Annotated in this window: 18 protein-coding genes; 1 reads left to right on the top strand and 17 read right to left on the bottom strand. The window is 43.8% G+C overall.

Going from position 1 to position 21,658, the window contains the following annotated elements:
* Positions 1 to 4: 4 nt before the first annotated feature.
* From SNE26_RS08195 to SNE26_RS08145, 11 genes are all read right to left on the bottom strand, one after another.
* A complete protein-coding gene (locus SNE26_RS08195; RefSeq protein ID WP_321558870.1) occupies positions 5 to 430 on the bottom strand; it encodes a hypothetical protein in 426 nt (141 codons plus the stop codon).
* A 24-nt stretch (positions 431 to 454) separates the two neighbouring features.
* A complete protein-coding gene (locus SNE26_RS08190) occupies positions 455 to 862 on the bottom strand; it encodes a GPW/gp25 family protein (protein WP_321558869.1) in 408 nt (135 codons plus the stop codon).
* A 154-nt stretch (positions 863 to 1,016) separates the two neighbouring features.
* On the bottom strand, positions 1,017 to 2,669 hold the full coding sequence (gene vgrG / locus SNE26_RS08185; RefSeq protein ID WP_321558868.1) for a type VI secretion system tip protein VgrG: 1,653 nt from the start codon (positions 2,667 to 2,669) through the stop codon (positions 1,017 to 1,019).
* Between the two features lie 2 nt (positions 2,670 to 2,671).
* Complete coding sequence (locus SNE26_RS08180; protein ID WP_321558867.1) at positions 2,672 to 3,367, bottom strand: hypothetical protein; 696 nt, start codon at positions 3,365 to 3,367, stop codon at positions 2,672 to 2,674.
* A gap of 2 nt (positions 3,368 to 3,369) precedes the next feature.
* Complete coding sequence (locus SNE26_RS08175; protein ID WP_321558866.1) at positions 3,370 to 3,531, bottom strand: DUF5908 family protein; 162 nt, start codon at positions 3,529 to 3,531, stop codon at positions 3,370 to 3,372.
* Between the two features lie 3 nt (positions 3,532 to 3,534).
* Positions 3,535 to 3,993: a phage tail protein gene (locus SNE26_RS08170; RefSeq protein WP_321558865.1), complete on the bottom strand. Its 459-nt coding sequence runs from the start codon at positions 3,991 to 3,993 to the stop codon at positions 3,535 to 3,537.
* Between the two features lie 4 nt (positions 3,994 to 3,997).
* Positions 3,998 to 4,426: a phage tail protein gene (locus SNE26_RS08165; protein ID WP_321558864.1), complete on the bottom strand. Its 429-nt coding sequence runs from the start codon at positions 4,424 to 4,426 to the stop codon at positions 3,998 to 4,000.
* 23 nt (positions 4,427 to 4,449) lie between these two features.
* A complete protein-coding gene (locus SNE26_RS08160) occupies positions 4,450 to 4,923 on the bottom strand; it encodes a phage tail protein (protein ID WP_321558863.1) in 474 nt (157 codons plus the stop codon).
* A gap of 37 nt (positions 4,924 to 4,960) precedes the next feature.
* Positions 4,961 to 6,763, bottom strand: a complete 1,803-nt coding sequence (locus SNE26_RS08155) for a phage tail sheath C-terminal domain-containing protein (RefSeq protein WP_321558862.1) — start codon at positions 6,761 to 6,763, stop codon at positions 4,961 to 4,963.
* A gap of 49 nt (positions 6,764 to 6,812) precedes the next feature.
* On the bottom strand, positions 6,813 to 7,580 hold the full coding sequence (locus tag SNE26_RS08150) for a hypothetical protein (RefSeq protein ID WP_321558861.1): 768 nt from the start codon (positions 7,578 to 7,580) through the stop codon (positions 6,813 to 6,815).
* Complete coding sequence (locus SNE26_RS08145) at positions 7,580 to 8,149, bottom strand: DUF4255 domain-containing protein (RefSeq protein WP_321558860.1); 570 nt, start codon at positions 8,147 to 8,149, stop codon at positions 7,580 to 7,582. Before SNE26_RS08145 ends, SNE26_RS08150 begins: the two co-directional genes overlap by 1 nt.
* A 493-nt stretch (positions 8,150 to 8,642) precedes the next feature.
* Here SNE26_RS08145 and SNE26_RS08140 point away from each other — a divergent pair, with 493 nt between their 5' ends.
* Positions 8,643 to 10,469: a DUF4157 domain-containing protein gene (locus tag SNE26_RS08140; RefSeq protein WP_321558859.1), complete on the top strand. Its 1,827-nt coding sequence runs from the start codon at positions 8,643 to 8,645 to the stop codon at positions 10,467 to 10,469.
* 288 nt (positions 10,470 to 10,757) lie between these two features.
* Here the strand turns inward: SNE26_RS08140 and SNE26_RS08135 are convergent, their stop codons facing one another.
* From SNE26_RS08135 to SNE26_RS08110, 6 genes are all read right to left on the bottom strand, one after another.
* Positions 10,758 to 13,109, bottom strand: a complete 2,352-nt coding sequence (locus SNE26_RS08135; RefSeq protein ID WP_321558858.1) for a glycoside hydrolase family 2 TIM barrel-domain containing protein — start codon at positions 13,107 to 13,109, stop codon at positions 10,758 to 10,760.
* A 10-nt stretch (positions 13,110 to 13,119) separates the two neighbouring features.
* Positions 13,120 to 14,145 (bottom strand): glycosyl hydrolase 53 family protein, encoded by a 1,026-nt coding sequence (locus tag SNE26_RS08130; RefSeq protein WP_321558857.1) that lies wholly within the window; start codon positions 14,143 to 14,145, stop codon positions 13,120 to 13,122.
* Positions 14,146 to 14,360: 215 nt separating this feature from the next.
* Positions 14,361 to 15,422: a glycosyl hydrolase 53 family protein gene (locus tag SNE26_RS08125; protein WP_321558856.1), complete on the bottom strand. Its 1,062-nt coding sequence runs from the start codon at positions 15,420 to 15,422 to the stop codon at positions 14,361 to 14,363.
* Between the two features lie 57 nt (positions 15,423 to 15,479).
* Positions 15,480 to 16,529, bottom strand: coding sequence for a glycosyl hydrolase 53 family protein (locus SNE26_RS08120; RefSeq protein ID WP_321558855.1), 1,050 nt, complete (start codon positions 16,527 to 16,529; stop codon positions 15,480 to 15,482).
* 9 nt (positions 16,530 to 16,538) lie between these two features.
* Positions 16,539 to 18,050 carry a RagB/SusD family nutrient uptake outer membrane protein gene (locus tag SNE26_RS08115; RefSeq protein WP_321558854.1) on the bottom strand — a complete coding sequence of 504 codons (1,512 nt, stop codon included), beginning with the start codon at positions 18,048 to 18,050 and terminating at the stop codon, positions 16,539 to 16,541.
* 19 nt (positions 18,051 to 18,069) lie between these two features.
* Positions 18,070 to 21,186 carry a SusC/RagA family TonB-linked outer membrane protein gene (locus tag SNE26_RS08110; protein ID WP_321558853.1) on the bottom strand — a complete coding sequence of 1,039 codons (3,117 nt, stop codon included), beginning with the start codon at positions 21,184 to 21,186 and terminating at the stop codon, positions 18,070 to 18,072.
* Positions 21,187 to 21,658: the final 472 nt, after the last annotated feature.

The raw sequence follows: 21,658 nt of genomic DNA, 5'->3' as shown, positions 1-21,658 counted from the left end.
CTGGCTATTCAGCCTTAACTTTAATATTGGTACTTATAAAATTTCCGGAACCCGAGTATTGGCTCAATGGATCCGGTTTTGGCGGTACCGCCAAATCTTTGGCCGGGCTTTGCACCTCAAATTTTGCCGTAAATACACTTCCTTTCAATATAATATACTTGCCTGAATCCTTTGCTATCTTAGACAACTGACTGGCATCCAGGGCGGCAATTTTCAATGTTCCCGTTCCCGGTATAACAAACTGTGGGGTAACATATACGCAACCCGGCACCTCCACCTTTTTTTCGTCGCCGGCCAGACATACTTTTTTGCCATTAACGGTAGTTTTCCCCGAAGCCATGATTTTGCCAGGCCGCACTGCAACTACAGCAGTTCCAAATACGGGCATAAATAAGGCATTATCCCCATCGGTGATGATGATATCAATCATAAAAGTTAAGCAATTTTAAATTCTTCATATTGTGGCTTCGTTGATATAAAACGGGTAAACCATATTATAGCGGTTATTGGTAGCCCGTATGGTATACTCAATAGCTATTAATAATTTCCCGGGGTCATTATTATCAACGCTTACCCGCACCCCTTCTGTTTTTACCCGGGGTTCATTATTCAATATCGCGTCTGATATGCTTCCCTCTAACGCATTGATGAGCGCCTGCCCCATTTCCTCAAAAATATAATTAGAAATATCGCAGCCATAATCCGGAAACATTACCCGCTCCATCAATGACGTACCCAATAAAATACAAAGGCTTTGCTGAATATCTGCTTCTCCGGAAACCATGCCGACACCGGCGCCTGCCGAGAAGAATTCAGGAGGGAAACCCCAGCCCCTGCCTAAAAACGCTTCATTATTTTCCATACGCTTATTGTATCATTCTTTATCATCTGCTTTTCGTTTTCAGGCAATAGTAATTTTATTTTGCAATGGTGTATTATTAATTATCTGTAAACGGCTACTTCATTAATGGATAATATTTATCTCATCCTTTAACCAGGCTGAAGATATCTGTCGTTTAAATCATGTCAATTGCCGATCCTTTTATTTTTACATTTTTACCTTCGATGGCAATATTGCCGGCCGCGCTTACTGTAATATTTTTATCGCTTTGCAGTGTAATTCCGTTATCGCTTAATTTTACAATATTGCCGGTAATGTCTTTTAGTTCAATAAACTTATTCTCCTCATCAATCAATACTTTGTTATTCTCAGATGTGAGAATACTCAATGTTTTCTTCTCATCGTCGAACAGCACTTTCATTCCTGAGCGTGTAGCAAAGCCCTTTTCAGGATTTTTTTCAACGGGGCTTATTGGTGGCGTGTTTTTTTTGCCGTACAACGATCCTAAAATTACAGGGTGACGCGGATCGTCATTAATGAAACCCAGTAATACTTCATCATTTGCATCGGGCCAAAAAACAGATCCGTGGTTTACCCCCCCGTCTAACGCAGCTAACCTTGCCCAAACCGTTTTGCGTTCGCCATCTACTGCCGGTATTTCAACTTTTACTCTGAACTGTTCTTCCGGATCAGCTTCAAATGCCTGAACAATACCTATTTGAAGACCGTTTACTCCGGGCAAAAGCCCGGCAGCTTTTGAATCGGAAGTATGAACCACAGACGAAAACCAATCAGCCGAAAGACCGAACTGAATCGTTGTGAACCAGCCTTGGGGGTTAAACCGGTGCCTTACACCTGTAACCAGGTTTTCCCCGGAAAATTTTGCGCCAGCCCCTTTTAATTCAAAGATATCGCCGATTTTAACTGCTGTCGACCCATCTATCCTGAAACTGCCCTTTAGCATAGAAAGCCTTGTTTTTACCATCCACGCATCTGCCCATGCCTTTGCTTCGCCGGGAGACGCGGGTATGGTAGCTATCAGGTCATTGTCGATACCACCCATTGCCGACGCAACAATTGATGCGCTTAAATTGCCTTGCTTTAACACCACATCCGACGCATTCGATGTTTCGGTCATTTGATTGGCCGAGGCGTCCCAGGTTCTGCTTTTTATGGAAGCGTATTGGTTTCGGCTGTCCATTTGCAATTCGAAATCAAATACCTCGTCTTTGCCAATCTCAACAGCGTATTTAGCCGCGGCATCTAAATCCGGCCGTTGCGCCGAAATAACACCGTTTGTTGTTTTAACCAGCAAACCGTTAACTTCTGCCCGACTTAGCATCATATCCCAATTAGTTGTATTGTATTGGACTATTTGACGATGCGATGTGCTGGTGGCATCAACGCTGCCTACTGATAGCCCGCAGTCTTTGATCAGTTTACTGATCACGTCCTGATCTGTTATATCGTTAAATACATAACTTTTTCTTTTGCTGGTCATTTTAACAGCGCGGTCACTAATCTCCACGCTTAGTACGCCACTTGATCCTGATTTTTTTAGCGAATGTTTTATAACAATCCCCTCGAAAACTACTTTTTCCCCGGCAGGTTGATCGGCATACCATAATTTAATTTCGATGGGCTTACCCGGGTTAAAAAAACTGGTATCGCTGATGATAAATGCCTGTTTAGCAAAGTCGCCATCTAATAAAGTCAGTTCCGCATAAGCAATGCGGTTAACATCATTCACAATATCAATATTTACCAGTTGATAATAAACCGGCATTATTTCGCCTTCGCTTTTTACAGAAAATGTTGCCGAACTCATATTTATTTTTTAACGGGCGGAAAAAAGAGCTCTTGCCCTGGCTGAAGGCTCCGGAAATTATCGAGCTTGTTGGCCCTTGCAACTTGTATATAACAATTCCCGGTGCCATAAATCTCTTTGCACAGTAATGGCAAAGTATCATGCGCTTTTACCACTCTTTTGTGCGTAAGATCGGGCGAGGTTTTATTTTCAGATTTAACCCGCTCACTGTCTTTCAGATCACTTATAAAAGTAGTATCCAATTCAGCACGCAATGGTTTACCGGCTTTATCAAATAACGTATAGCTAATGTTAACGCTTTTTAACCGGCACTTAAAAATAAGAGTGCCCCATTCTATTTTTAAAAATTTGGGCTCGTGGATATTTCCATCCATGTACGCTGCTAACTCTAAAAATTTATTAACTTTTTTTGAAACATCAAGATTGGCATTGGGTGCAGATGCTACATAATCAGATACGCCTGTACCGTCAATAATCAACTTAAAACCCAAATCGGATGGCTTGCTTAAAGCGTACTTAGCACTTTTCCCACTGGTGTTAATGCCCTGTGCCTGACTATATACATTTTCATATTTCAATGCATACGACTCGGGATTGAACATCACATCAAACGTATCTACAGGCACACCACTTCTTTCAATGGTACGATAAACTTTTATCTTTAATTTCTCAAGTTTATTAAGACTGATCGAGGCCATTGCTATCTTTTTTTGTTATTTTCAATAATCCTGATCACTTCTTTTACGCACTCTTCAACCAAAAGGGCATGCTCCGTTGCACTTATTGCAGGCGCGGGTGTCATCTCCCCCTCGTCCCGAATGATGGTGGCCCTTATTACCAGCTCTCTAATTTCAACAGCCATATTTTATACTTCAACATTTTGAAACATCGTATATGCAAGCTCCATAGTTTCTATGATTACGCTGCTTGCATTGGCGTCCAGGTCGCCAAATGACCATTTAACAGGGAACGCTTTATGAAACAGCCAGCCGGTAGCTGGTTTATTTTGATCATTATACACAGTAACCAATACGCTGGCGGGCGAAAACTTAAAGAAAGTAAACACATCATTAAAAGATGTTTGCACAGAAGATTTGATAACAATTCCCCTCTCCAGGATCAGGTTACCATAATCGGCACGTTTCGGAATGCGGTGTGTGTATAAATTCTCCCCCCCCTCGGTTATACTTCCCATAGTCATGTCGGCCCGAAGCCCGGAGACTTTTTGAAAGCGGATGTCCACCATGTTGGGTTGAACGCCACCTTCGAAAAAGAAAACCCCAAACCGGTAACTTAAAATAAGATCAGGATCCTTTAGCTTCATCAGTTTATAAATATTCGATATTGAGGTCGCGAACAATAAGCTCCATGTGCTCTATTGCCAATTCATTGCTGGAGGCGCTGAACGAGGGCGCATCTATTTTTAAGGGCATTGCACTTATCAATTTCCATCGAATAACCGGTATTCCCATTTCATCGCAAAGGTCAATAAATATGTCTTTTAATGATTTTTCCTGTAGCCACATATTTAGCTCTTTCCTATGGGATGTCATGCCCCTTTTAAGACTGATAGTTGCCTGGTTTTTTTGCGCACGAATAATAGTTGGCCCGGTTAAGTGGCTCATACCATCCTTATACACCACCTTTTCGTAACTGATATTAAGTCCGGATACTTCCGAAAATGACATGGTTCGCGTACCTATCGAAACCTTATAATTATAGGCCGGTAGCAAATAGCCGGTTTTTATGGAAATCATAGTAGCAGGTAACTCAATGTGCATTAGTTTTCACTCATTTCCAGGCTGCTTGCCATCAATTCCATCGATTCGATAGCCACTTCATTAGAGTTTGCGTTGAAACTTGGAGCCGACAACTTGACCGGGAATGCGTTGATCACTTTCCAGCGCACTACCGACTCACCTTTTTCATCACAAAGGTGAACGGTTACATCCTTTTTTTCGGTACGGTTCAGCTGTGTTGCATTAACCCAGTGGTATAACGCCTGCATACTTTTGCCTTTTACATAACCTTTTTTAAGGGTAATATTAAGCGGTTTTCTGGTACCGGGCATTAGCATAACGTTGGGGCCGGCAATGCCCGAACCAACCTGGCTCTCTTTATAGGTTATAGTTTCGAAAGAAAGTTCAAGTCCTGATACTTCGGAGAAGGCAATGGTGTCGGCACCAATATCTACTCTGTAGTTATATACCGGAAGCGGATAGTCTGTTTTGATTTGATCTTGAGATAAAGCCATGATTGCTATATTGTATTGGTTAAAATATTTGAGTTAGTTATGCTTCCTGAAGTTTATGCGAAAACCTAAGGACGATAAACTCGGCCGGCCTTACCGCTGCAATACCAATATCAATTATCATTCTTCCTTCAAGTATATCCTGTGTAGACATTGTTGAACCCAGGCCTACATTTACAAAGTACGATGATTTGGGTGTTGAACCGGCCAAGGCGCCCTGTTGCCACAGGTTATATAGAAAACTCTCTATCATACTTTTGACTTTTAGCCAAGTACCGGAATCATTTGGTTCAAAAACCGCGAAAAAAGTTGCTTTCGCCGCCGAATCTTCTATCATGTTAAACAGCCTGCGTACCGAAACATACCGCCACTCATTATCGTTACCGGCAAGCGTTCGTGCACCCCATACTATGGTGCCCCTACCTGTAAACGAGCGTATAGCGTTGATAGACTTGCCACTTGTCGTGTCTACATTTAAATCCTGCTGGGCCTCTGCCGTGATCTTTTCGAGCGGGCCTATCACTGCATTTAAACTGACATTGGCGGGGGCCTTCCAAACGCCACGTTCGTTGTCCACTGTAGCATATACCCCGGCTATAGCAGGCGATGGGGGAAGTTCGACCCTAAATTTAAGATCATTTAATTCGAGTTTAATCTTACTGTATAAAGCGCTATCCCTGGCTTTAAAAGAATCCAGGTTAGTTTCTTTATTAACCAGTTGTTCCCGCACCTGCATAGCTGTGTTCCAAACGGCTGTCGCGCTATTGCTGATCACTGTCTGGTCAATAGTGGCTTTTTCTAATTTTGATGAAACATCAAGCGCAGCCTGCTTTTCTGCAGTTGCTTTTTTCGCTGCAGCAGCGGCAGCGTCCTTTTTTACAGTTGCAGTTTTTGCCAATTCATTTAACGCTTCTTTTTCGTCGTCTGACGCAGCTGCTGCTTTTTGTTTCGCGGTTGCTTCCGAAGCAGTTGCGGCATTTAAACTTTCTATCGCTGCTTGCTCTTTGGTTATCGCTTGTGCTGTTTTAGTTTTTGCCTCTTTTTCTGCTTTCTCTGCTATTGTTACTGCTGCTTCCGCATCGTTCTTTGCTTTTTCGGCGAGATCTAACTTTTTGTTCGCAGCAATTACTGCGTCAGTTAGCGGGATGGCAGTGCGTGTGTCAATAACTGTTACATCAGTATCCTCTACCACGTAACTTAACGAAGTTTTAAGAAAAGGATAGTAGGCCGCGCCGGATTTTAGATTATTGGCACCAATGGCACTTCTGAATACAACATCAGCAGCTTCTCCCCCATCCACTTTTTTTAATACGTCTATAATACAAAACCTGTTTTTAAATTTCTTACAATGATCTAAAGCAGTACTGCATAAACTATAATAATCAACAGTACCCAGCGAACAGGCTTCAGAGAGTACAATAAGTGTTGGCTCCTCCTCTTTCGCAAGGGCCTTAATCCCGTCTTCAAATCGTATTTTTTCCTTTTCTGCGGTGTGAGAACCCAGTGACAGGATATAGCAAAAGCTCCCGCCGTTTTTAAAAAACAGGTCGAGTGCATAATACAATTTGTGGCGTGGCTCAACAACTGTCGCCACCGGCTTTTCGGCGTTGTCTTTAATGGTTACATTAAACCTGGTTTGATCCGGACCGCCAAAAATCTGTTTGTATTCCAACATACTACTGATCCGTATTGGAACTATGTCGTCTGTGTCACTATTTTTAGGTACAACCTTGGTATAGCCCAAAAAGGCGGGTATAGCTGTTGATCCTTGTACAATGGATGGTGGGAGCGTTGAAATTTCATCAATATAAACACCGGGCGTAGCATAATTGGAAACTGGCATAATTGGAAAAGGTTTAACTAATGTTAAAGGTAAAACAAAAGGTTAATATTTAATTGAATAGGTTAATAATTTTAATACCGTTTTCTTGAGCATTAGGGTTGGGTAAATGGTTCATGACGATCACATTATTGAATGAGTTTCTTAAACGGATGTTTTTTTTGCCGGTGCGGCTTAAGACAATCTCTTTATCTGATTCAAATACCGAAATAATTGCGGCCGGAAAACCGGCCGCCAATGCGCCGGCTATCGAATCGTTTGTTTGACTATCTGAATTTTGCTTAATGAATGCTACCCCGGGTAAGCTGCTATCGATAACCGGATGGGGAAGATTAGTATTAGTAAGCACGTAAAATTTCCACTTTACAATCGGAGCTTCGAATTTTAAGGTGACAGAAACAGGCGATGGTGAATTAAAAGTAAGCCTCATCACGCCAAATACCTGAGGGCTGTTTTGGAGATTAAACTGTGATTTAGAAACAACGGTTAATTTTAAATCGGGTTTATCCTTTTGATTAATGAACAAATAAATTTCGTCATCCTTTTTGGGAATCAGCCGGGTATAGGTTGAAAATTGATTATCAGTTGCTGAAATAAGAAAATCAAAAAATTGACTGGCTGCCGGTTTGATCTGACTTGAGGCATCATTTTCTTCCCCGGCCGAAAAAATTATAAATTCTATTCCATATTTTGTCAGTAGTTTGAATTTTTTCAGCAGCCGCCCGCATTGCGGCGTTGGGCTGATACTAATTCCGGGGGCCTGCCCCTTGTCGAAGTAGTCGTGCTGAATATTGATGCTAAGTTTTTTGTCAAATACCATTATTGAGAAACGAAATTAGTCTGAATTCCGCGAACACTCCCTGAAACTTCCATGGATTGATCATCTTCAAACACCAACAGGCTTACTTTGTATAATGCCGAAGGCTGGTAAGGTGCTTTTAGCGAACTCCATAATTCGTTCCGTTCGTTAAAAGGTAATGTTATCAATTCCATTCTTAACTTATCAATGCCGGGGCTTAAATTCGGTGTATTGTGATGATCGTGTACATTATTACGCTGAAAAAACCTGATAACCAATGATAAGAATTTCATGGTTTGTTCATAGTCGGAAAAACGAACGACAAACAACACCATCAGATTAAGCTGGATAGCGGGGTTCCCTCCTGTTTTGATACCTTTATTTACTGTGCCCTCAAATCGGTTTGCGGCACGCATATTTTTCTCCTCCTCAAAATTAACCAGAATAGGTGTGACAGAATTTACAGGAAACTGGTCGGGATCTAAATTAGCACCGTCAGGGAACATAACCTTGTCTTCAGGCGAGCTGGTTGTCAGCCTGCAATAATCGTTAAGCTTGTCTTTGAGCACAACCAGCACATCGTTGATCATCTTACCGGAATTAGGTTAATGTAGAAAATTTGGTTTTTGGTATAAGTTCTAAATATAGAAGATAATTATAATAAAAAGGCTTTTTTTAAAAAATATATAATTATCACCATCATCTGCATAATAAGCCATATTGGTTGAGCTGTGCGACGTTGTACTTGCAGGAGACGAGCCAGTGCGGCTGCTCGGGAAATAACTCAAAAAAACGGCAACATATCGTTTTATAAGCGGTTTATTATACTGCCGATAGCCTATGCTTACCGGCAGGCCATGATCATATGTTCATTGCCTGCTTTCTTGGAGACGTTAAATCCAATGAATAGCCATTTAACTCGATATTTTCGTATATTGTAAATATTAAATAAATTGTCTTACTATGAGTACAAACGCCGGCAAAATCCAACAAAACAGAGGCCCGTCAGCCGGTAAGGTAACTGTTCAAAAACAAAACAGCGATTGCGCGGCTTTTAATTTGGTTGACAACAGACCGGAAGCTATGGCGCAAAAAAACTTGCAGGATGTCATAAATAACAGCCCGCGTGTACAGCAATTGAAAGCTTACCAGGAAATGGCAGATAATACCACTCTGATGAATCAACGGAAGGCCTGTCAGCCCGCGGCGCATAATAACAGGGCTAACACAATACTGCAACAGAAGGAAAATATATTACAGGAACCTGCACAGCAAAAATTTGAGCCGGTACAAAAGCAAGCCAATAATACAGGCCTGCCCGAAAATTTAAAACAAGGTTTGGAGCAACTTTCGGGTTATGCCATGGATGATGTAAAGGTGTATTATAATTCGTCGCAACCAGCCCAGCTAAATTCTTATGCATATGCCCGCGGAACCGATATACACATTGCGCCCGGGCAGGAAAAACATTTACCGCACGAGGCCTGGCATGTAGTGCAGCAAATGCAGGGCCGGGTGTGGCCCACCTTACAAATGAAAGGCGGCCTTGCGGTAAATGATGAGAAGGAACTGGAGCGGGAGGCTGACGTAATGGCGATGGCGGCCATTCAATTTAAGAAGGATGTGCCGGCTAAGGAAATATACCATACTAATAAAAGTCAATCTGCCGGGCCTATCATGCAGATGAAAAAAATCTCTATAGATGACATTTGTATTTTGGGGCGAAAATTCAATCCTGATTTCAAAGATATAACCAGGGTAAAAGCCATAAAAGCGTTAAAAAAATTCGTCGATTACGCTGAAGATGGTTATGATGAGGAAGATGTAAAGAATCTAATGGAATTGAATGTTTTTTATCTTAATTTGATAAAACATCAAAAAGCCATTTCAATGATTGACAGCTCACTTGTGTTGGCCGCTAATAATGCAGATGGCAGCGTTGAAGCAAATACTGCCCGATATATAAGAGACAGGAATGTTAAAGTATATGCGCTGAACAAAATTGGGCGAAAATATTTCCCTGCTATTCCGAGCCTTTTCTTCTACCTGGGCACACCTCTTGCGATTGAGAATATCATGGATGAAGGAAACAGAACTATAGAAGCCGGTACAATGCAAGGATTTAGAAGAGGCGATGCTATAGCAGTTGTAAATGCTGAGTCGTCAACCAAAGAAGATGTCTTAACTACCCTTATTCACGAGTTGCAACATATTGTGGACGGTACCATGAACGAAATTGATGATGCTGACGGTAAATTAGCAAACAAAGAAATAAGACGCAGAGCAGGACTTCTTTATTTTAAAACTGAAATCAGAGCACATATTATTTCAAAAGAATTCCGTCCCGATCAATTTAAGGAATTATATAATTACTTAAAAGAAAGTTATCCCTTGATAAAGAAGCTTGTTAAGGAAGATGAAGAAAATAGACATTATAACAGGAAATATAAAAAAAGATGGAAAAGAAAGGGAATAAAATCAAAACCGACACCTTTTCTTGATATTATTGAAAGTAAAGAGGCTGGTCTTGAAAAAATTCTTGCCGAAAGCCACAACAGATATAATGAGGCGCCGGGAGCACGGGAAGAAAAAAAAGCTAACGAACAGAGAAAGGAAGAGAAAAAGAGAGCGGACGACCTACAGAGAGCTGACCTTAGTAAGTCGATGGAACAAATAGTAGCAGATATAAGGGCAAGGAGAGCGGAAGAGAAAAAAAAGGAAGCAGATGAGTTGGCAGACCGCATTATACCACCACCTCCTAATGAGGCAACGTTGGAAGAAGAGCCGCCACCGCCGCCACCACCTAATGAGGCAACACTTGAAGAAGAGCCGCCACCGCCGCCACCACTGCCTGGTGATACAACGATTGAAGAGCCGCCACCGCCGCCGCCGTCAGATGATAATCATTAAGAAAAGGCAAAACCGCCCTGCTATTGACGGTACCACCAGCTTTTAAGTGATTTAAAATATAAAGGATTTGGTGTATTAAATGTTATATAACACCAAAGCCCGATACTGGCGTGGATCGGGCTTTGGTAGCTAACCGGGAAATTTTCAGAATTTAGAGGCGTTTTTACGGCTCATTGGGCCCACTATCCAAAATTTAAAAATCAAACAGTGTCAGTGCCATCTATTTTAAACCTTATTTAGTTGCGTTTTGCAGTCTGAAAAGAACGTTTTGCAGATTCTGAATTTTGCTTATTTAATCGTTACGTCCTGCGTGGCTGTGTTCAAGCCTTCTCCTGAAGCAGAAAGAAGGATTTTACCTGGTTCCAGGCCCTTTATCAGAAATGCAGCAATCCCGGCTTCAGCTTTCATTTCTTTTTCTCCAATCACATTCCCGCTACCGCTTATGTTTAGCCTGATCAAATTGGTTGCAGTTGGAACCTCAGTACCGTTTTCGTCAGTTACTGAAGCATAAACAAACGCCACATCGTTTTTGCCTGCAACAAGTGGCTTGCCACTGTAATCAACCGATAATTTAATCTGTGCAGGCTTTCCGGGTGTCTTTCGTTCGGTGGTAATTACGGGTTGCCCGTCGATATAACCTTTTGCGGTTAATGCACCAGGCTCATAAGCTACATTAAATGTAAATGGCGCATGTTTAAGATTATTGCTCATGACGCCCGTATCTGGTTTTTGCTTACCTATCAACCTTCCGTTCAGCAGCAGCTCCACTTCATCACAATTGCTGTAGATCTTTATACCATTGGTCGACTGGCTATTCCAGTAATTAGCGATGAATAACATTGGCTTGCTTTCGGCAACATCCCTTTGACTTTGGTAAAAGTAATAAGCAAACTTAGGCAGCCTGAAAATATCCATAATCCCCGATGATTCAATATCGGGTGCATAACCTCGTTTATAATCAAACATGAGCCAGTTGGCATCGCCGGCAATGTTCCCGTTAAGGTTATCGTTATGCGATTCCTGGAAATTTATCGCTTGCTGCAACATTCGCTTTTCGCCATTACCGCGTAGCTGACGCGATGTTTTTTCTTCGTCGGTAAGGTCTTTATACTGGGTTTGGTTAAAACCCGCGTTCTGGGCGTAATATTCCCAATCGCCATATTCGGCTATCAGGATAGGTTTTTGGTTAAACTTTTTCCAGTAATCAGGCGCTTTGGCGTGCTGGCGGGCGGGGATAAATACATCATAAACCGCATTCATCCAGCCACAGGTATAGGTATCGGCATAAGGCAATTCCTGATGAACAATGGCCTGCGCCTTTTCCATATAATCGCGCTTCATTTCGGTTTCATTAAGCGAGGCTTCCCACAGGATAATGGAAGGATGGTTCCTGTCGCGGTGCAGCATATCGGTAATAGCCTGTAAACTGTTCTTCTGAAAAGTTTCATCGCCAAAAAATTGCCAGCCGGGGGTGGAATCCATCACAAAAACACCCAGCTCATCGCAGGCATTTAAAAACGCAGGTGATGGCGGATAATGCGAGCAGCGCACAAAATCAAAGCCCGCCTGTTTTATTTTATAGGCATCGCGATATTGGGCATTATCGCTCATGGCATAACCTATATAAGGGTATTCCTGGTGGCGGTTGGTGCCGCGTAATACATATTTGCTGCCATTAAGGTAAAAACCGTCGGCTTTAAAGCTGATTTGCCTGATCCCGGTTTTTATCGATACCGAATCAGCCAGCATACCATTACTTTCAACACTTACCACCACTTTATACAATTGGGGGTGTGCAGGCGACCATAACTCTGGATTTGCCACCGTAAGGCTTTGCTCAAAAGTATTGTTGTTGTTTGGCTTGATAACAGCAGCAGGCATGCTAACCGCAGCAACAGATTTCCCGGAAGCATCATAGAGTGTAGCTTTTAATTTAACAGCTTTCTTTGCAGCATAATCATTTCGCACCTGGACCTTAATATTCAGGCGTGCGCTTTTTGATGAGATGTTATCATAATGCAGCAGTACCCCGCCACCGTTCACCTGTCCGGCGCTAACGGCATCGGTTATATAAACCTTATTTTTTTTGATAAGCCAGGCATTGCGGTAAATGCCGCTATAAAAGTTAAAGTCAAGGTCTTTAATGGGCTTGCCCGGCGGAATCACCGGGTTGTCCTGGTTATTGAGCCGGATGACAAGGCAATTTTCTTTGCCATACAAAGCCTTATTGCTGATATTGATATAAACAGGCAGGTAACCGCCAATATGTGTTTGCAGGTGTTTACCATTTAAATAAACATCAGCCAGGTTCATGGCCGCATCTATACGGATGGCGATGTATTTGCCGGCGTCTTTTTTATCCAGGGAAAAAAACTTGCGGTAAAAACAAATGCCCTGCCATTGCTGTGCGGTTTTAATAACCGGCTCAATATTGGCAGTATGCGGCAGGCTCACCTGCTGCCATGATGAAGCGCCTGTGTGGCTAAAAAGTTGATCATTAATACTGGTATCTGCGTTTTTCACAAACTGCCAGTCATTATTGAAAAGGGCAACAGCTATTTTTTTATCGCCTTTGCTTTGCGCTTTCACGGCTGCAACCGTGCAGGCAGCGGCAAGGGCCAACAGAATAATTTTCTTCATTTAGTGGAGCTTACTGGCTAATGTGGTATTGATTTTTGATGCTATCATAGGTGGCCATGTGTCCGTTGGTATTGCCTTGTTTATCAACAAAGGTTTCGCCCCAGCTAAAGGGCTCCCAAATAAAAGTGCCTTTAACTTTATTACCGGGTAATGAAAAGGCTATATCATTTACCTCGCGTTTGTGCTGTGAATATTCGGCAACCATCACATCCTGCTTATAGCGGGCGGTGAGGCTGGTGAGGTTATTTTTTAAACTATCGGGGGTGCCATGCCATTCGGGATAGTATGATTCGCCGATGATGTCGAAATTTACCCCGCGTTTAAGCATGTTATCAACAAAGTAAATTGATTCGGCATTTTGCCCGCCGCAGGCTATGTGCAGCATGATCCTGATGTTACCGCTCACCCCTCTTACACCGCTGATGCCTGCTTTTAAGAAACCTGCTAAGGTATCCAGATTTTTCAGTCGGCCATCGGGCCATAAAATGCCGTGATTAATTTCGTTTCCTACCTGCACCATATCGGGCAGTGTGCCCTGCTTTTTAAGAGCCAGCAGGGTAAGCTTTGTAAATGCTTTGATAGAATCCTGCAATTGCTGGTTGTTAAGTTTTTTCCAGGCAGCAGGCTTGTATTGCTTACCCGGATCGGCCCAGGTATCGCTATAATGAAAATCAAGTAAAAAGCCCATGCCGGCTTCTTTAATCCGCAAAGCCATCTTTTTGGTATCCTCCAAACCGCAGTAGCCTTTTGCCGAGTAACCGCTATCGGCCTGCGGGTTATTGAATATGCGCAGCCTTACATAGTTAAAGCCATGATCTTTCAAAATGGTGAATGGATCCTTGCTTACACCGTTATCATAAAACTTGCGCCCTTCGGCTTCCAGCTGTGGGATAAAGGAGATATCGGCCCCCATGATCTGCTTAAACTTAGCCGGAACATTTTTTGCCGGCGAAGGCTTATAAGCCGATAGTACCCCGATGCTTACCAGGCCAATTGCTATTAATACCAGTTTGCTTGTACTGATCTTCGTTTTCATATAAATTGTGTTAATAATCAAAATTACATAGTAAAATTGGTTGGGTGTGTTTGTTGCTGCAATCAAAGTTTCGCCGTCGCTCGCCTCCAGGCAAGTGGCCATTTCCCAGGCCTCTGGCCTACTTGTATCACGGCGGCCGGAGGCCGCTTGATAGTCGCCACTCGGCAGGAGCCGAGCGGCAGCGGCATATCTCAATACACCCAACCAATTAAATTTTAATGCACAAAGGCATCCATGGCAACGGTTGGTTTGCCGCTGCTATCAAACGCGCCCATGGTATAACCCTGCCAGCTGCCATAAGCTTCCGGCTCCCAGTAAAACACGCCCAGGCCGCCCGATACCGATTTTGTTTTAGTTATCAGATCGGTTAAAAAGGCTTTGCTGGTTGTTGCTGCCGATACATCCATACCGGCCTCACAAATCATTACCTGTTTGCCATAACGGGATACCATATCCTGCATATTGGCCAATACCTGGCTGTTAACTGTCGACCAGGTGCTGGTTGACGGATATACCGAAAACCCGCAAACATCCCAGCTGGCACCGTTTGATTTAAGGCCGTCAAAGATCCAGCGCGTGGTGGTGTTGTTAAAGCCATTAGCCACATGCACAATAACTTTTGCCGATGGAAAAATGGCTTTGGTGGCATTGTAACCGCAGTTCACCAGCCAGGCAAAGTTTTTAAAGTTTGTTGCCGATACCGAAGCGCGGCCGTCCTGCCATAACATGCCATCGCTGGTTTCATTACCTACCTGCACCCATGTTGGGGTTATCCCGTTTGATTTAAGAGTATTTAAGGTATTGTAAGTGTAATTGTACATGGTGTTCATTAAACTGGTAAAGTCAAGACTGGCCCATGCAACAGGTTTGGTTTGATTACCCGGATCGGCCCAGGTATCGCTGTAATGAAAGTCAATGAGGATACTCATGCCTGCCGCCGCGGCCCTTTTGGCTTTAGCCACCACATCGGCGGTTGAATTATAGGTTGATGAGGGATTTACCCATACCCGTAAACGGATGGCGTTAATACCTTTACCACCTAAAACGGTAAACAGGTCCTGCTGAGTGCCGCTGCTGTTGTAAAACTTTTTGCCCGACGCCTCCATCTGCGTTACCCAGCTCACGTCCGAGCCGTAGGCAAATGTGGAAGTGGCTTCGGTTTTCAACTTTCCTGCGTCCGTGCTTTGTGTAGCGGCAGTTTGTTTGTTAGCTTCTTTGGTGCAGCTCATGCTTAGGCAAAGCATTACGGCTGATGACAGCGTGATGATTTTTTTCATAATTAAATTGATTTATTGGTATTTGTAAAAAATTGGTTTCGTGCTGAATGGCATAAACTATTTAAATGCATCAAGTGCCACGGTTGGCCTGCCCGATGCGTCAAACGCCCCGAGACCATAACTTTGCCAGTTATAGGCCTCCGGTTCCCAATAAAAAACTCCCAATCCCTGCCCGCCATTCACTGCACCAACCTTGCTTAACAGATCTGTTAAAAAGGCTTTGCAGGTTGCTGCTTCGGCTACGGGCATTCCAACTTCAACTATCATTACCGGAGAACCGTACCGGGTAAACATATCATTCATGTTAACCATGCATTGTGCATTATAAGTTTGCCAGTTAGTTGTTGAGGGATATAAGGACATGCCTATAATATCCCATTTGCCGCCATTGGCTTTAAGGCCATCAAACATCCAGCGAAACAGGCTGTTGTCATAACCATTTGCCAGGTGTACAATTAGTTTTGTAGTACTGCTTACTGATTTTACCGCATCATAGCCTGCAGCAACCAGCGCCGCAAAATTGGCCATGTTTTTTGAAGCGCGGCCGTCTTCCCAAAGCATGCCATCATTGGTTTCGTTGCCAACCTGTGCCCAGTCGGGCGTAATGCCTTTTGCTTTAAGGGCATTCATTACGCTTATGGTGTAGTCGCTTAGTGCAGTTTTGAGATCGGTAAAACTGAGGCTTTGCCATGCAGCGGGTTTAGGCTGTTTACCCGGATCGGCCCAACTGTCGCTGTAATGAAAATCGATCATGATCTTCATGCCCAGTTTTTGTGCACGCACAGCCTTGGCAACCACATCGTCGGTATTGCACCAGCCATCGGTTGGATTAACCCAGGCACGAAGCCTGATGGCGTTCATCCCCTTATCCTTCAGGATCCGGATCAGGTCCTGCTGCGTACCGTCTGCATTATAAAATTTATAGCCCGATGCTTCCATTTGGGTAAGCCAGCTTACATCGGCCCCTTTAACAAGGGCCGATGTGGTGGTTTTTGTAGTATCGCCCGTATCAGGTTTTTTCGTGCTGGTTGAGCCGCCATCCTTTTTACATCCTATCGCTACCGTTAACAGCATCATTCCGGGCAATACAATATTCCTGATCTTCATAGCAATCAATTAATAACCTGGTGTTTGGGTCAATTTGCCTTTACTGGCGGTAATTTCATAAGTTGGCACCGGGAACAGGTATGGGCCCGCAGTTTTACCTACCGATGTTAAAGCACTTTGCCACTGGCTATGCCTTACCAGGTCCATCTTGCGCTCGCCTTCAAAATAGGTTTCCCAACCTTCTTCTTTTAGCAGCCAGGTATCAAAAGCCTGTTTGGTAGCAGTGGCCGATGAAGGTACATTACCTATAGCAGCGCCGCCATGAGCTAAACGCACCTGGTTCACCAGGCCAACAGCTTCGGCGGTGGGCCCGCTGTTTTGGTTAATGGCTTCGGCAAGCTGCAGCATTACATCTCCTAAACGTGCTTTAGGAATGTCATTACCCTGGTAAGCGTTTAATGATGCGCCGCCAAGATCAGGATATTTAGCAATGACCGGACCCGATAAACCGTTTGCCTGGTTGCGTACCACACCACTTTTGTTGGTATAGCTTGCCACCAGCAGGTTGCGCCTTTTATCAGCCGCATCAAACGAATTGTAAAATGCCCAGGTTGTTGATAACGGTGCATCGCCGCCTGCAAATGAATCTTTTACACGGTTGCCCGGATAATCTTTTGGATAGGTATAAAAAGCCCACGGATTAAAGCTGGCGTGGTTTTCGTTGCCGTCCTGGTCGGGTACGCATGATACTGCCCACATGGTTTCGTTGTTTCTTTCGGTAGCTTCCATGAAAAGGCTTGAATAGTTATTAACTAATGAATACCCCATGGTCATGATCTGTCTGCCTGTTTTTTCGGCATTTACAAAATCCTTTTCGTTCATATAGGTACGCATCAATACGGTAAGCGCTATAGCCTGGTTAAACCGACCGTAATCTGATGGTGATTTTGGCAAATTTGCGGCTGCATAACTAAGGTCACCAACTATCGATGCTAAAAATGCTTCGCGAGTTGGACGGGTCAGGTCAGTCTCTGCCGAGGTATTGATCTTTGATGCATCCAATATCACCGGCACCGGGCCATATAATTGCAGCAGGTAATACATATTCCATCCGCGCGACATGCGGGCTTCTGCAGTCAGCTCCTTTTTTGCAGCGTCGCTGATGGTTGATTTGTTGATATCGTCAATGATCTGGGTGATGCGGGTTACAAACCTGATCTTTTCAAAATGATTATTGCCCGTGCCCTGGTTTGCCAGGAAAGTAAAACTGGCAGTACTGAACTGGGTAAAAATACCTCCCCATCCTGTAAAAACGTTCATCTGATCGGTAGGGTAATCAAACATCATGATATCGCCGTACTCGGGGCTAAACCAATCGTTCTGATAACCCGCCGGGTCATTATATCCCCATTTCGACTGAAATGGTTTGTAAACCTCGGTAACATAATTTACAAAGTCAGTCTCGGTTTTAGGAAAGTTGGTGGTCGATAATGAGCCATAAATTTGCGGCTCCAACCCTTTTTTACAACTGCTTACCGTTACAGCAGCAGCCATTAAGCATATGGTTATAATTTTTTTCATGTTGATTGCTGTTTTAAGATTAAAAACCGGCCCTTAAGCCAAATGAGAACGTCCTGAACATTGGATACGGAGCATAGCCGCCTTTAACACTGGCATAGCTCACTTCCGGGTCAACACCTTTGTATTTGGTAATGATGAACAGGTTTTGCGCATCGGCAAATACGCGTACCGATTTGGTGAACTTATTTAACCAGGGCGAGTTAAAAGTGTACCCCAGCGTAAGATTGCGGCAGCGCACAAAATTGGTGCTTACGAGGTTTATGTCCGAACCTTGCGGCAAACCGGTGGCGTTTTCAATATAGTTTACGCCCGGCCTTGTACCACCTTGATTAACCGATGTCCAAACGTTAAGCGCCTGCACGGTACCGCTCTGGGTACTTGATACGATGCTGTTAGGATCGCCCCAGGCATTGTTGTAATTGGTTCCTTTACCACCAAACTGGCCGTAAAAGAAAATGCTCAGGTCAAATTGCTTGTAGTGAAAATCGTTACCGAAACCAATGCTGATCTTAGGATCAGGGTTCAGTTTGGCGATATCAGCACCTGTTAATTTGCCGTCACCATCGGCATCAACATAAATTGGTGAACCTGGCAGGTTGGCACCACCCGCGGTTGGCTGCGATGCCGGTACAGTTTGGCCGGGCTGTAAAAGGCCTTTTGTTTTAAAATAATAGATCTCATTTACCGGGTCATTAACTGCCTGGTAAGTTACGTCCTGATAGGCAAGCAGATTATCATACACAAAGCGGCTTTTCCACCTGTAGGTATAATGAGATACGTTTATGGCCGAGTTCCAGGTAAAGTCATGTAATTTCAAATTTTGCGTGCTCAGCGAAATATCATAACCCTGCCTGTACTGGTGGCCGCCGTTAACCGGCTGGGTTGACAGGTACGAAAGCGGAGCGGTTGGGCCTGTTGTACGTAAAAGGTTGGTGATATCATCCTTAAATACATCAACCGAACCGGTTATCCGGTCTTTAAACAAGCCGAAATCCAAACCAATGTTCTTGTTCTCCGTTTTTTGCCAGGTTAATTCCGGATGATCAATAGCGTAACGGGCTATGGTTGCATAGTTTACAGCTCCATTGGTGAAAAAGATGGTGTTACCATCAGGAGCATAACCTCCATAACCTGCCGCGCCGATAGTGCTGCCGGTTGTACCCGCGCTGGCACGTAGTTTAAGCAGGCTCACAAAGCTTACATTCTTCATGAAATCCTCGTTGGTGATCTTCCAGCCCATAGATGCTGAAGGGAACGAAGCATATTTTGTATTAGGGAAAAACAAGCTGTAACCATCATAACGGTATGACAGGGTTAGCAGGTATTTATCCAAAAAGCTGAACGAGCTACGTGCAAAATATGAGCGCGTTTTGCTGGCTGTTTTTACCGAAGTGATGCCGATATTGGCAGTTGAGGCTGAAAGATTGGTTGCACCAATTACATCAGCACCGCCGGCACCCTGGCTGCCAAAAGCATTGTAGGTATTTTTATACTGGCCTACACCTGCAACCGCATCGATATTTAAAAACTTGGCTATGTCTTTTTTAAAGGTTACCGTGGCCTCTAAAGTCTGGTTTTCGCGGTTGTTATAGTTCATGGATGCCCGCGACAGGTTTTGTGAGAAATAGAAAACCGTGCTTGGCACAAAAAAGGTGCGGTTAGCAGCCTCATAATTATCACCAAACAACAGGTGACCGGCTAACACACCGGGGATAATTTTCAGATCGGCAGATAAATTGGCGTTTAATGAATGATAGCTGGTATTATCCTGCACATCCAGTAATGACACCGGGTTGGCAATTACACCGTAACGGGTATAAGCACCGCTTGCATCACGTACAGCTACATTTGCAGGATAACCCAAAGCAGCCTGAATGATACCGAAGCCTTGTGTTCCCGAACCGCCTGTTTGCCCGCCCGATGACGAGTTTAAATAGCTGTTTGTATTACCGGTGAAGTTTGCATTCAGCGTTAAGAATTTAGCCGGGGTAAATGACAGGTTAGCGCGACCGGTGTATTTATTCAATCCCGCGCCTTTTAAAGTACCGTCTTCATTATAATATCCGCCCGAAAAATAGTAGGTAGCTTTTTCGCTGCCGCCGTTGATGTTTACCTGGTGGTTATTGATAGCGCCGGTACGGAAGATCTGGCCCAGCCAGTCGGTACCGTTTCCTGCTGCTGCAATATCGGATGCACTGTATTTTGGCGTTGGCAAGCCCGATTGTGGGTTAGGTCCGTAAGGCTGCTGTTGTTTGCCTGCCAGGTATTGATCAACAATAAGCTGGTTATATAAGGTTTCGTACTGGTTGGCTTTTAGCGGCTGCAGATATGGATAATTTTTCTCGAACGAATAGCTGCCGCTGTAAGTAATGTTCAACCTGCCTGCCTTACCTTTTTTGGTAGTGATCAGGATAACACCATTTGCGGCATTTACACCGTAAATGGCTGCGCTGGCGTCCTTCAGCACCTCAATAGATTCCACATCATCAGGGTTTAAACCGGCCAGGCCGCCACGGCTTACACCATTGGTTTCGCCGGCAATGGTGCCGTTGCCCGGTTCAAGGCCATCACCCGGAAATATCACCCCATCAACCACGTACAGGGGGTTACCACGGCCACGGATAGACAGGTTGATATTACCGCCCGGCTGTGAACTTCCCTGCGATACCTGCAGGCCCGAAGCCCGGCCAAACAGCAACTGCGGAATGGAGCTATTTGCTGCCTGCGGGATCTTTTTAGGATCGACCTTGGTTACGGCAGTGGTAATGTTTTGGCGGGTAGTTGTACCATAGCCGATAACCACCACCTCGTTAAGGCCGTTTTGCTTAGTATCTAAGGTTACATTTAAGGTACTGCCGCTTACGGTTACTTCTTTAAGATCGTAACCCAAACCACGGAACAATAATACCGTACCGCTGGCTGCTTTAATGCTGAATTTCCCGGCAGCATCGGTAGCCGTTCCCTGCGATGTACCTTTGATACTGACAGCAATGCCGGGCAGCGTTGTACCGTCTTCCTTTGAGGTAACCGTACCCGTTACGGTTTGCTGGGCATAAACACCGGAGACTGAAAGCATAGCCAGTGCAAACACCAGCAGGCATAATCTTCTCCAAAATTGAAAAGTAGAGTTTTGCATATTTGATTTTTTAATTGGTTTAAAACAGGCTTCTTACTCCCAATACTGATGCATGCGACAGCGATTTAAGCGTGCGGAATTAATTGCTGCAAAAATCAGCGGCCACACACAACATCATCATGAAAGGAAAAAAGCAATTGGTTTACTGTACAAATGACAGGTTTAAATAATGATTGGCTTTGTGCAGATGTTCATTTTTTTGGTTCAAACTGTTATTTATTGAGTTAAAACCATAAGCGGTGGCTGGAGAAATGGCTTTTGAAACATGTATACAAATTAGAAAACGATGAATGAAAAATTTTCACATTAATTTTTCCGAATTAATCGAATTACACGAATTAGAAAACTGGGCAAATTTGACATTCGTGTAATTCGATCAATTGTGACGAACTTGAAAAGCATTAGTGTGAAAATTTTTCTTCACGATTATTAAAGCAGATCATACTATTTATTTGAATGCGCTCTTTTTTAG

Source organism: Mucilaginibacter sp. cycad4 (genome assembly GCF_034263275.1).
Classification (GTDB): domain Bacteria; phylum Bacteroidota; class Bacteroidia; order Sphingobacteriales; family Sphingobacteriaceae; genus Mucilaginibacter.
Note: the sequence above shows the minus strand (reverse complement) of the source record. Positions and strands in the feature narration are given on the sequence as shown.